Source organism: Planomonospora corallina, assembly GCF_042650625.1.
In the GTDB taxonomy this organism is placed as follows: Bacteria; Actinomycetota; Actinomycetes; order Streptosporangiales; family Streptosporangiaceae; genus Planomonospora_B; species Planomonospora_B corallina.
Genome location: NZ_JBHSBM010000023.1, coordinates 119,003 through 130,319 on the forward strand (window position 1 = coordinate 119,003; position 11,317 = coordinate 130,319).

Here is an 11,317-nt window from a genome sequence, read left to right on the forward strand (position 1 = left end):
CCCCGGCGGACCGGGGACGGCGGCGCGCCGCTCTCCGCCTCAGGAGGACGGAGGAGTCATGTGCTTCTTCAGCTCCCGGTAGGCGAGGGAGCGCTTGTGGACCTCGTCCGGGCCGTCGGCCAGGCGCAGCGACCTGGCCGCGGCCCACAGGCCCGCCAGCGGGAAGTCCTGGCTGACGCCGCCGGCGCCGTGGACCTGGACGGCCTTGTCGAGGATCCACTCCACCTCCCGCGGGGTGGCGATCTTGATGGCCTGGATCTCGGTGTGGGCGCCGCGGTTGCCGACGGTGTCCATCAGCCAGGCGGTCTTGAGCACCAGCAGCCGGAGCTGCTCGATCTTCACGCGCGACTCGGCGATCCAGTCCTGGACGACGCCCTGGCGGGCCAGCGGCTTGCCGAACGTGGTCCGGGAGACCGCGCGCTCGCACATCAGGTCGACGGCCCGCTCGGCCATCCCGATCAGCCGCATGCAGTGGTGGATCCGGCCCGGCCCGAGGCGGGCCTGGGCGATCGCGAAGCCGCCGCCCTCCTCGCCGACGAGGTTCTCCACGGGGACCCGGACGTCGGTGAAGTCGATCTCGGCGTGCCCGCCGTGGTCGGCGTCGGTGTAGCCGAAGACGCGCATGCCGCGCCGGACGTGCACGCCGGGGGTGCCGGTGGGGACCAGGACCATCGACTGCTGCCGGTGCTTGGGCGCCTCGGGGTCGGTCTTGCCCATCACGATGAGGATCCGGCAGTTCGGGTTCATCGCGCCGGAGGCGAACCACTTGCGGCCGTTGATGACGTACTCGCCGCCGTCGCGCTCGATGGAGAGCGAGATGTTGGAGGCGTCGGAGGAGGCGACGGCCGGCTCGGTCATCGCGAACGCCGAGCGGATCTCCCCGCGCAGCAGCGGCTCCAGCCACTCCTTGCGCTGCCGCTCGTTCCCGAACTCGGCCAGGACCTCCATGTTCCCGGTGTCCGGGGCCGCGCAGTTGGTGGCGGCGGGGGCGATCCGGGGGGACCGGCCCATGATCTCGGCCAGCGGCGCGTACTGCAGGTTCGTCAGCCCGGCGCCGTGCTCACCCGGGAGGAAGAGGTTCCACAGGCCGCGGCCGCGCGCCTCGGCCTTGAGCTCCTCCAGCAGCGGCGGAGGGCTCCAGCCACCCGTCTCGGCCTGGGCGTCGAACGCCTCCTCCGCCGGATAAACGCACTCGTCCATGAACGCGAGCAGCCGCTGCCTGAGCTCCTCGGTCCTGGCGTCGAACCCGAAGTCCACGGGGTCCTCCTCACAGTCTTCCCTGGAGCGTACCGACCGGACGGTATGCATGTCGACAGCGCCTCCGAACTCGTGATCCGGGATCGCCCCACCGCCCCGGAGCGTCCGCGGCCGGCCACGGACCGCCATCGGTGGCACCCGGGAAAGGGCGCGAAGTGGCCATTAACGGCGGGCCACTTCCCCGCCTAGGGTCGTCCGCATGACCGCGACCATGCCCGCCCCCGTGACCCTCCGCGGCGCCGCCGTACGGCTCGAGCCGCTGACCCCCGCCCACGTCCCCGACCTCTTCGCCGCCGGCGGCGGGGACGAGGAGGTGTGGCGCTGGCTCGCCCCGGCGCCGCGGAGCGAGGCCGAGCTGGCGTCGCTCGCGCGCGGCCTGATCGGCGACGACCGGCACGTCCCGTTCGCGGTGGTCCTCGAGGAGACGGGCCGGGCCGTCGGCTGGACGGCCTACATCGACACGCCCGGCTTCGACCGGAGCGTCGAGATCGGCTGGACCTGGTACGGCAGGGCCGTCTGGCGCACCGCCGTGAACACCGAGTGCAAGGTCCTCCTGATCGACCACGCCCTCGACCGGCTCGGCTTCAACCGGGTCCAGCTGAAGACCGACTGCCTCAACACCCGCTCCCAGGCCGCCATCCGGCGCATCGGCGGGATCTGCGAGGGCACGCTCCGCCGCCACCGCCGCCGCCCCGACGGCACCTGGCGGGACACGGTCTACTTCGGCATCCTCGACGAGGAGTGGCCGGCGCACCGCGCCCGCCTGACCGCCCGCCCGGCCGTCCTCTCCCCCGCCGTCCCGGCCCCGGCGGCCCCCTGAGCCACCGGCCGCGCCTCCGGCGCTCCTCCCGCGCATGACGGGGCGGGCAGGAGCCGCGGCATGACACGGACTCCCTCACCCGCGCCGCCCCTGTCCGCAGCGACCGGCCGGGGGCGGCTGCGATCCACACCTCGGACCACGCGGCGGTGTGAGCCCGATCAGCTCCGATCAGCGGCGGATATCGCATCCCGGCCCCCGGGGAGACCGCCGACCGGCCGGGGCTTCTCCCCCGGCTCCCCGTGGCGGCGTTCGACGCGCCGCCCCCAGCCGACTCCCGCGAGGATCAGACCCGCGCCGATGACGTCGTCGACGCCCATCCGGTCCCCGCCCAGCAGGACTCCCACCACCAGCGCCCAGACGGGTTCGGTCCCCAGGAGGAGGCTGACCCTGGACGGTGACGTGCTCCGCACCGCCCACATCTGCACGAAGAACGCGAAGACGGTGCCGACGACCGCGAGATACAGAAGAGCGGACCACTGGGCCGGGCCGAACGCGGGGAGCAGCGAGAAGACGGAACTCCCGGAGAACGGGCTCGCCAGGCAGAACAGCACCGCGACCGTCGCCATCTGGACGTACGTGAGGTTCAGGGAGTCGTACTCCTTCCCGGCCGACATCCTGTGCATGACCGTGACGTGAACGGCCCGCAGGGCCGCGGCGACGAGGATCAGCGCGTCTCCGGCGGAAGGCGTCCGCAGCCCGGTCCCCGAGGCCAGGAGCCAGACTCCGATCACCGCCGTCCCGGCGGCGGCGAAGAATCCCGGCGGCAGCGGAGACCGGCTGACCACGCTGTCCAGCATCGGGGTCAGCACCATGGTGAGGCTGATCACCAGCCCGGCGTTCGTCGCGCTCGTGTGGGCGATCCCGGACGTCTCGAAGAAGAAGACGGCGGCGAGGACGGATCCGAGCGTCACCCCCGTCCCCACCTCGCCGCGCGTGACACGGGACAGCCGGGAGAGACAGGCGGGCAGCATCGCCACCGCGGTCACCAGGAAGCGGAGGGCCAGAACCGCGACCACCGTGGCCGGCGTGACGATTCCCTTCGCCACCAGATACGTGGAACCCCACACCGCGGCCACCAGGAGAAGCATGAGGTCCACTCCGGCACGCGAGCTCTTCAGGAACACCGCGGGATCTCTTTCTTTTCGAGTCGCCCGCCACCGGGCCCGGACAGCCGGCGGGTCATCGTACGGAGCACGGCGGCGGACTCCTCGCGAAACGCACGCGCCGGGCCGGGCAGTCGAGCAGAGGAACGGTTTTCCACGTCGACGGTCCGAACCGGCCCGGCGAAGCTACACCAGGAGCGATCCGCTCCGAGGACCGGTACCAGATGACGAGATCCGCCGATCATCGGGAATCCTCGCCCCCGGAACGGCTCTCCTGATCCAGGGGACGGGCCTCAGGGCAGCATCCCCCGCAGCAGTTCCCGCGCCCCGAGCCGGAGGTCGTCGAGGGTCGGTTCCGCACCGGCCCCGACGATGGCGTCGAACATCACGCCCTCGGCGAAGGCCACCAGCTGGCGGCCGTGCCGTACCGGGTCGGCGGAGCCCGCGGCGGCCAGCAGGGCGACGGCGGGCCCGCGGAACCCGGCCCCCGCCCGGTCGTAGACCGCCCGCAGCTCGGGGCGGCGGGTCGCCTCCAGGGCGAGCTCGTAGCGGGCGACCGTGCGGCGGCGGTCGACGGTGAGCTGCGCCCAGAGCACCCGGGCCATCGCCTCGGCGAGCACGTCCGGGGTCGCGGGCCCGCCCTCCCCACCGGATCCGGACGGCCCGCCCTCCCCGCCCGGGCCCGGGAGCCCGTTCCAGGCCGGGGGCGCACCCGGGAGCCCGTTCCAGGCCGGGGGCGCACCCGGGAGCCCGTTCCAGGCCGGGGGCGCACCCGGGAGCCCGGCCGCGAACGAGGCGAAGTGCGCCGTCTCCAGCTCGGTGAGCCGGGCCAGGGCCAGCTCCAGCAGGGCGGAACGGGTGCGCGCCAGATTGGACGTCGAGCCGGGCGGCAGGCCGGCCGCCTCGTCGACCGCCCGGTGGGTCAGGCCGCGCATCCCGCGCTCGGCCAGGAGGGTGATGGCGGTCTCGGCGACGAGCTCCGCCCGCTGGGATCTCACGACCGGATACTACATTTGTAGTTGGACTACAGGAGTAGTAGCGTTCGACTACATCTGTAGTGAGGAGTGGATCATGGCACGGGCAGTGGTGGTCGGGGGCGGGATCGGCGGGCTGACCGCGGCGGTGGCGCTGCAGCGGCGCGGCTGGGAGGTGACGGTGCTGGAGCGCGCCGCCTCGCTGGAGCCGGTCGGCTCGGGGCTGGCCGTCGCGGCCAACGCGCTCCGGGCCCTGGACACGATCGGCGCAGGCGACGACGTCCGCGCGCTGGCGGCCGTCCAGGGCGACGGCGGCGTGCGGAGCGCGAGCGGCCGGTGGCTGGCGAGGACGAGCGCGGAGGCGGTCTTCGCCCGGCACGGCGACATGGCGGTCCTGCTGCGCCGCGCCCAGCTCGCCGACGCCCTCGTCGCACGGCTGGCGCCCGGCACGGTACGGCTGGGCGCCGAGGTGACCGGGGTGGATCCGGAGACCGGCGAGGTGGCGTTCGCAGCGGGCCCGGCGACGCCCGGGAAGGGCGGGCAGGCCACCGCCGGAGCCGGGGAGCGGGGCGGAGCCCCCGGAGCGGGAGGCGGGCCGGGGAACGAGCTGAGGAACAGGCTGGCGGCCGACTTGGTGGTGGCGGCCGACGGCATCCACTCCCCCGTCAGGGCGGCGCTCTTCCCCGGCCACCCCGGCCCGCGCTACGCCGGCATCACGAGCTGGCGGCTGCTCGTGCCCGCCGAGGGCGTGCCCGGGCAGGCGTCGGAGAGCTGGGGCGCGGGCCGGGTCTTCGGGATCATGCCGCTGGCCGGCGGGCTGACCTACTGCTACGCCACCGACACCGTCCCGCCCGGCGGCGACCCGGGGGACGGCGCGGCCCGGCTGGCGGAACTGCGGCGGCTCTTCGCCGGCTGGCACGCCCCGATCCCTGAGCTGCTCGCCGCGGCGACGCCGGAGACCGTGCTCCGCAACGACGTCCACCACCTGGCCGTCCCGCTGCCCGCGCTGCACCGGGGCAGGGTGGCGCTGCTGGGCGACGCGGCGCACGCCATGACGCCCAATCTCGGCCAGGGCGCCTGCCAGGCGATCGAGGACGCGGTGGTCCTGGCCCACCTGGCCGGGCCCGGCGACGGCCCCGCCGGCGACGTCGCCGCCCGGCTGGCGGACTACACCGCCGCCCGGCTGGCGCGGACCTCGGAGATCGTGTCCCGGTCCGCCGCGATCTGCCGGGCCACGAAGATCCGCAACCCGCTGGCCGTACGGCTGCGCGACACGGCGATGGCGCTCGCCGCTCGCGTCGCCCCGGAGAAGGCGGCCGGTGCGGGCGACGTCATCTTCGGCTGGCGCCCGCCTACGGGGTGACCGAGACGCCCTCCGCCGCGGCGGGCGGGGTGGGAGCGGGGACCGCCGCGGACCCGGAAGCGGGTCCCGGCACGGGGGTCCCGGCTCCCGGGGCGGACGCCCCGGTCCCGGAGACAGGGGCCTCGGGGGCGGGCGCCCCGGTCCCGGGGACGGGGGTCCCGGCCTCCGGTGCGGGGACCGGGGCCTTGTGGTCCGGGGCGAGCTTGCCGAGGGTCATGGTGCCCCAGACCATGAGCGCGCCGGCGAGCAGCGCGGGGAGCACGTTCGCCCAGCCGGACGGCATCGCCTCGTCCAGCAGGACGGCCCCGGCGATGATCGAGGTGATCGGGTCGACCACTTGCACGCCCGCGTAGGCGATGCCGAAGTAGCCGACCTCGTAGGACTTCTGCAGCAGCACGACGGCGCAGACGAGCAGCACCGGGACCGCGACGGTGAACCAGCTGAGCAGGTTGGCCCACTCGCCGCCGAAGTTTCCGCCCACCACCCGGACGAAGGTGGACACGCTGGCCGTCACCGCGCCCGCGGCGACCGAGAGCACCAGCGCCTTGGCCGGACCCCGCGCCTTCCGTCCCACCAGGTGGGTCACCAGCACGACCAGCCCGATGCAGCCGAGGAAGCCGAAGGCCTCCCCGCCCGTCATGTGCGGGGTGACCGCGTGCCCGGGGACCAGCAGCAGCAGGCCCAGCAGGCCGACGGCCACCGCGACCGACCCGACGATCTCCGCGCGATGCGCCTTCCTGCCGTGCAGCATCGCCGCGAGCGGCACCGCGAACACCAGCGTCGCGACGCTGATCGGCTGCACCGCGACCAGCGGCGCGAAGCTCAGCGCCACCGCGTGCAGGGACGCGCCGGTGAAGCCGATGACACCCCCCACCCACCAACGGGGACGCCTCATCAGCTTCAGCGAGGCGCCCTCGGTGACCGCCTCGAGCTGCTGGAGGGCGGCGCCCAGGGCGTAGCCGAGCGCACCGGCGAGGGCGATCAGGACCCCGACCCAGGTCATCGGCACCCGCCAGGGAAAGCCGGGCAGGGGGGAAGAAGCGGTTGTCGGGTCATCCATACAGCTTAGAGGGCCTGAAGGGCGGGTAACGGCGTCGCCAAACAGGATCGACCTGTTTTCCCAGCTCCGTCCCCTGTGCCCGGGTCACGGCTCGATCAGGCCGGCGCGGATGGCGTAGCGGGTCAGCTCCAGCCGGTCGCGCATGCCGAGCTTGCCCAGGATGTTGGCGCGGTGCCGGTCGACGGTCTTCACGCTGATGACCAGCATGTCGGCGATCTCCTTGGAGGAGTGCCCCTCGGCGATGAGCTTGAGGATCTCCTCCTCGCGCGGGGTGAGCACGCTGGCGGGCGGCCCCTCGGCGGGATCGTCGCGCTGCAGGTAGTCGCGGATGAGGGCGGTGACCGCGCCGGGATAGAGGAAGGGCTCGCCGCGCATGGCGGCCCGGCATGCCTCCAGCAGGTCCCGGTCGGCGACGGACTTGAGCACGTACCCGCAGGCTCCGGCCCGCAGGGACTCGAACAGGTACTGCTCGTTGTCGTACATCGACAGCATGAGGAGGCGGATCTCGGGCGCGCGCCGGGAGATCTCCCGCGCGGCCTGGATGCCGGTCATCCGGGGCATCGCGATGTCCAGGATGGCCAGGTCGACCTCGCGGGCGTCGGCCAGGTCGACGGCCTCGGCGCCGTTGCCCGCCTCGGCCACGACGGTCAGGTCGGGCTCGGCGTCCAGGATCAGCCTGAGCCCGCGCCGGACCAGGGCGTGGTCGTCGGCGAGCAGGATGCGGGTCGGGCGCCGCTCCCCCGCCGCCCCCGCCGTTCCCGCCGCCCCCGCCGTTCCCGCCGCCTCCGTCACGACCGCCTCCCCGTCCGTCTCATGCCCCTTCCCCGCATGCGTTCCTCCCCCTCCGCCGTCTCCCCGGCAGCCGCTTCCCTCCATGGTCACTCCCGTCCCCCTCCGGCCGGCGCGACCGGCCCTCGCCCTCCGGCCGGTACGGCCAGGCGCACCACGGTCCCGCCCGACGGCGGGTGGTCGACGGTCAGCCGGGCGCCGACGAGCAGGGCGCGTTCGCGCATGCCGCGGATCCCGGAGCCCTCCCGGATCGGGCCGCCGCGGCCGTCGTCGGCGATGGACAGCACCACGGAGCCCGGCTCCCGGCTCAGGGAGAGCTCGACGCGCGAGGCTCCGGCGTGCCGGGCGACGTTGGTCAGGCCCTCCTGCGCGATGCGGTACAGCACCAGCTCGGCGTCGTTGCCCAGGTCCGGCAGGCGCGGGTCGAGGCGGCGGGTCACCGGCACGCCGCTCATCTCGGAGAAGTCGGCGGCCAGGGAGTTCATCGCGCTGATCAGCCCGAGATCCTCCAGCACTCCGGGCCTGAGCCGCCGGGCGACCTGGCGGACCTCGTCCAGACTGGCGCGGACGGTCTCCTGGATGGTGTGCAACTCCTCCCGCACGTCGTCCGGGGCGCGGTCCGCGGCGCGCTTGAGGCCGAGCAACACCACGGTGAGGCTCTGGCCGATCTCGTCGTGCAGCTCACGGGCGATGCGCTGCCGCTCGCCCTCCTGCGCGGCCAGCGCGTGGGCGCTGGCCGTGCTGCGCTCGTTCTCCAGGCGGTCCAGCATGGCGTTGAAGGCTCCGATCACGTGGGTGAGGTCCCCGTTGCCGCTGTCGGCGAGCCTGTCGCTGGGGCGGAGCAGGTCCACGCGCTGCATGAGCGCGGTGAGGGCGTCGAGCGGCGCCAGGCTCCTGCGCAGCAGGAGCGCGTTGGCGGTGAGGATCAGCGCCAGGCCGACCGTCAGAACCGGGATCTCGGTGAGCAGGACCGGTGAGGACACCGTGGCGGGGGAGAGCGCCAGCACGAGCGTGCCGACCGTGAAGACCAGGCCGTTGATCACGAAGAGCCGCCAGAAGAGGGACTGCGCGGGACTCCACCGCCCCCGGGACCCGCCCGGCCGCTCCCCGGCGCCCGGTCCTCCGGCGTCGCTCCGCTGCCCGGTCCCCGTCCGCCCGGTGGCGGACCGGTCGGTGCGATCGTTCATGCTCCCAGCCTCACCGCGGCACGGCCGGTCTGTCCATGCGGGGCGTCCCCCATCTGCACCCGGCGTCTCCGCTCTCGCCCACGCTGCTCTACATGCCGTTTCCCAGCGGAGATGGGTGTCAGACCCAATAGCCCTAACTGTCCATATTTACGAAAATTGAAAGTACCGCCACACCTACAGGAGGGAGACGTCATGACCGTGCCCCCGGACGGCGCGCAGACACCGTCGGCCCTGTCACAGGCGGCGACGGCCGTCGAGGCCCCGCAGCTGTGGATCGCGGTCGGCGGCCTGGCGCTGGCCCTCCTCGCCGTCTCCTCCGTCCGCCTCGTCCGCGCCGGCGAGCGCCTGGGAGTGTTCAGATTCGGCCGTCTCACCGGGATCAGGGGGCCCGGCCCCGTCCTCGTCCTGCCGTGCCTCGAGCGGGGGGTGCGGATCCCGGCGCGCCCGATCTACCTGGACCTGCTGTGGGTCGAGGCCGTGACCGGGGACGGGGTGGCGCTGACTCTCAACGGGATCGCCCGCGCGTCCGTGAGCGACGCCTCCCGGTACGCCCGCGCCGCGGACTCCACCGCCGCCGCCACGAGAGCCGCGGCCGAGGCGGAGCTCCGCCGCTACGTCGCCGGCCGCGGCCTGGCCGACCTGGCGGACGCGACCGGTCGCGGTCCGGCCGGCCCGGCGGACGCGGCCGTACCGGCCGATGACGGGAGGCACGCGCTGGCGGCGAGGATCAGCGAGCGGACCCGGGAGTGGGGCGTCGACGTCACCTCCGTCGAGCTCTCCCGGATCGAGGTCCCCCTCGACCACGGGCTGGTCCGCTGGGCGGAGGCGCACGCGGCCCGCCTCCGCGGGACCGTCGCGGACCATCGGACGGTCCCGCACCGTTCCACCGGGGACCACCGGACGTCCCCGGACCACCGGACGTCTCCGGACCACCGGACGTCCCCGACCCTGCCGGTCCCGCCCCAGGCGGCTCCGGGCCACCGCACGGCCCGCGGTGGAACGGTCCCGCCCCAGGCGGGCCGGGGGAGGGACGGACGCCTCGACTCCGGCGCGGAACCCGTGTGCTCCTCCGAGAGGGGAACCCGCTGATCCGGACGGCCCGCGCTCCCCCTCGGGATCGCGCGGGTTCCCCGTCCACATGACCCGCTACTCCACGCACCCGTCCCGTCACCGAAAGGCCTCATCGTGCACGATCTCTCCTTGACGGCGTCCGCACGCCGCGCCCCGGCCGCGGAACCGTCGGCCGCACCCGCCGCATCCGCCGTCCCCGCCCCGGCCCGCGCGCGGACCGGTCCCCCGGGGCGCGGCCGATGAGCGCGGTCGTCGCGCTGACCGGCTTCGTGGTGGCGTTCTCCTTCATCGCCGCGGAGAAGGTCGACAAGGTCAAGGTCGTGCTCATCGCCGCCGGAGTGATGCTGGTCCTCGGACTGGCCCCCGGGGCGGAGGTCTTCTTCTCCCAGCACGAGGGCATCGACTGGAACGTCATCTTCCTGCTGTTCGGCATGATGGTCATCGTCGGGATCATCAAGCAGACGGGCGTCTTCGACTATCTGGCCATCTGGGCCGCGAAGAGGTCCCGGGGCAGGCCGTACCGGCTCATGGTGCTGCTGACGGCCATCACCGGTCTGACCTCGCCGTTTCTGGACAACGTCACCACGATCATGCTCGTCGCCCCGATCACCCTGGTCGTGTGCGAGCGGCTCGACATCCCGCCCCAGCCGTACCTCATCGCCGAGGTCCTGGCCTCCAACATCGGCGGCGCGGCCACGCTCATCGGCGACCCGCCCAACATCATCATCGGCAGCCGCGCCGGGCTGACGTTCAACGACTTCCTCGTCCACCTGGCGCCGGTCGTCATGGTGATCCTCGTGCTGTTCGTGCTGCTCTGCCGGCTGATGTTCCGCCGCTCGTTCCGCTACGACCCCGACCGGGTGGCCGAGGTGACGGCGCTGGACGAGCGGAGCGCCATCACCGACCCGCGCATGCTCAGGCGCTGCCTGGCCGTGCTGGGCCTGGTCATCGCCGGGTTCTGCCTGCACTCCGTCGTGCACGTCGACCCGTCGGTCATCGCCCTGGCCGGCGCCGGCGTGATGATCCTGGCGACCCGCACCGACGTCTCCGAGAGCCTGCGCGAGGTCGAGTGGCCGACCCTGGTGTTCTTCATGGGCCTGTTCGTCATGGTCTCCGCACTGGCGCACACCGGCGTCATCTCCACCGCGGGCGACTGGGCGATCGGCCTGATCGGCGACGACTTCTTCGGCGCGGCCACCTCGCTGCTGTTCGGCTCCGCGGTGCTCGGCGCCTTCTTCGACAACATCCCCTACACCGCCACCATGGCGCCCATCGTCGAAGGAGTGGTGGCCCAGGCCCCCGACCCGGCCACCGGCCAGGCGCTGTGGTGGGCCTTCGCCCTGGGCGCCGACTTCAGCGGCAACGGCACCGCGGTGGCCGCCAGCGCCAACGTGGTGGCCATCGGCATCGCCGCCCGCGCCGGCCGGCCCATCCCCTTCTGGCGGTTCACCAAGTACGGCGCCCTCGTCACGGTGCTGAGCACGGCGATCGCCTGGGCCTACGTCGGCCTGAGGTACTTCCCGTGACGGGGGCGCGGATGGAGACGCAGACCCGGACCCGGACACGGGCACGGACGTGGGCGCGCGGGGGGACGGGCGCGCGGGCCGCCGTCCCCGCGCCGGCCGGCCGGGCCGGTAACGCCACCGCTGCGCGGGTAGGGAGACCCGGTACGGGGCCCGCCTCCGCCACGGGT

The 11,317-nt window shown here is 73.9% G+C and carries 10 protein-coding genes; 4 read left to right on the forward strand and 6 right to left on the reverse strand.

Annotation, left to right across the window (positions count from 1 at the left end; genetic code table 11):
- Positions 1–39 precede the first annotated feature (39 nt).
- A complete protein-coding gene (locus tag ACFOWE_RS19840) occupies positions 40–1,257 on the reverse strand; it encodes an acyl-CoA dehydrogenase family protein (protein WP_377289926.1) in 1,218 nt (405 codons plus the stop codon).
- Between the two features lie 199 nt (positions 1,258–1,456).
- On the opposite strand from ACFOWE_RS19840, the gene ACFOWE_RS19845 reads away from it, so the two are divergent.
- A complete protein-coding gene (locus tag ACFOWE_RS19845) occupies positions 1,457–2,077 on the forward strand; it encodes a GNAT family N-acetyltransferase (RefSeq protein WP_377289928.1) in 621 nt (206 codons plus the stop codon).
- A gap of 158 nt (positions 2,078–2,235) precedes the next feature.
- Here the strand turns inward: ACFOWE_RS19845 and ACFOWE_RS19850 are convergent, their stop codons facing one another.
- Both ACFOWE_RS19850 and ACFOWE_RS19855 read right to left on the reverse strand, forming a co-directional pair.
- Positions 2,236–3,201 carry a DMT family transporter gene (locus ACFOWE_RS19850; RefSeq protein ID WP_377289930.1) on the reverse strand — a complete coding sequence of 322 codons (966 nt, stop codon included), beginning with the start codon at positions 3,199–3,201 and terminating at the stop codon, positions 2,236–2,238.
- A gap of 272 nt (positions 3,202–3,473) precedes the next feature.
- On the reverse strand, positions 3,474–4,178 hold the full coding sequence (locus ACFOWE_RS19855) for a TetR/AcrR family transcriptional regulator (protein ID WP_377289932.1): 705 nt from the start codon (positions 4,176–4,178) through the stop codon (positions 3,474–3,476).
- A gap of 73 nt (positions 4,179–4,251) precedes the next feature.
- Here ACFOWE_RS19855 and ACFOWE_RS19860 point away from each other — a divergent pair, with 73 nt between their 5' ends.
- Positions 4,252–5,517, forward strand: a complete 1,266-nt coding sequence (locus ACFOWE_RS19860) for an FAD-dependent oxidoreductase (RefSeq protein ID WP_377289934.1) — start codon at positions 4,252–4,254, stop codon at positions 5,515–5,517.
- Here the strand turns inward: ACFOWE_RS19860 and ACFOWE_RS19865 are convergent.
- The 3 genes from ACFOWE_RS19865 to ACFOWE_RS19875 all read right to left on the reverse strand — a co-directional run bounded on the left by ACFOWE_RS19865 (position 5,507) and on the right by ACFOWE_RS19875 (position 8,553).
- Positions 5,507–6,577, reverse strand: coding sequence for a DMT family transporter (locus tag ACFOWE_RS19865; protein WP_377289936.1), 1,071 nt, complete (start codon positions 6,575–6,577; stop codon positions 5,507–5,509). The genes ACFOWE_RS19860 and ACFOWE_RS19865 overlap by 11 nt on opposite strands.
- An 84-nt stretch (positions 6,578–6,661) precedes the next feature.
- The gene (locus ACFOWE_RS19870) at positions 6,662–7,297 is read right to left on the reverse strand and encodes a response regulator (protein WP_377290371.1); all 636 of its coding nucleotides are present in this window, start codon (positions 7,295–7,297) and stop codon (positions 6,662–6,664) included.
- 158 nt (positions 7,298–7,455) lie between these two features.
- Positions 7,456–8,553, reverse strand: a complete 1,098-nt coding sequence (locus ACFOWE_RS19875; RefSeq protein WP_377289938.1) for a HAMP domain-containing sensor histidine kinase — start codon at positions 8,551–8,553, stop codon at positions 7,456–7,458.
- A 192-nt stretch (positions 8,554–8,745) separates the two neighbouring features.
- Between ACFOWE_RS19875 and ACFOWE_RS19880 the strand changes: the two genes are divergently transcribed.
- Together ACFOWE_RS19880 and ACFOWE_RS19885 are read left to right on the forward strand one after the other, a co-directional pair.
- Entirely contained in the window at positions 8,746–9,642 is an 897-nt protein-coding gene (locus ACFOWE_RS19880) for an SPFH domain-containing protein (RefSeq protein ID WP_377289940.1), read from the forward strand.
- A 221-nt stretch (positions 9,643–9,863) separates the two neighbouring features.
- The gene (locus ACFOWE_RS19885) at positions 9,864–11,150 is read left to right on the forward strand and encodes an ArsB/NhaD family transporter (RefSeq protein WP_377289942.1); all 1,287 of its coding nucleotides are present in this window, start codon (positions 9,864–9,866) and stop codon (positions 11,148–11,150) included.
- The last annotated feature ends 167 nt before the right edge of the window (positions 11,151–11,317 follow it).

What these genes read in the sequence shown, in the direction of transcription:
- ACFOWE_RS19845 (WP_377289928.1), top strand. Translation starts at nt 1,457, where the DNA reads ATGACCGCGACCATGCCCGCCCCCGTGACCCTCCGCGGCGCCGCCGTA.
- ACFOWE_RS19860 (WP_377289934.1), top strand. Translation starts at nt 4,252, where the DNA reads ATGGCACGGGCAGTGGTGGTCGGGGGCGGGATCGGCGGGCTGACCGCG.
- ACFOWE_RS19865 (WP_377289936.1), bottom strand. Translation starts at nt 6,577, where the DNA reads ATGGATGACCCGACAACCGCTTCTTCCCCCCTGCCCGGCTTTCCCTGG.
- ACFOWE_RS19875 (WP_377289938.1), bottom strand. Translation starts at nt 8,553, where the DNA reads ATGAACGATCGCACCGACCGGTCCGCCACCGGGCGGACGGGGACCGGG.
- ACFOWE_RS19880 (WP_377289940.1), top strand. Translation starts at nt 8,746, where the DNA reads ATGACCGTGCCCCCGGACGGCGCGCAGACACCGTCGGCCCTGTCACAG.
- ACFOWE_RS19885 (WP_377289942.1), top strand. Translation starts at nt 9,864, where the DNA reads ATGAGCGCGGTCGTCGCGCTGACCGGCTTCGTGGTGGCGTTCTCCTTC.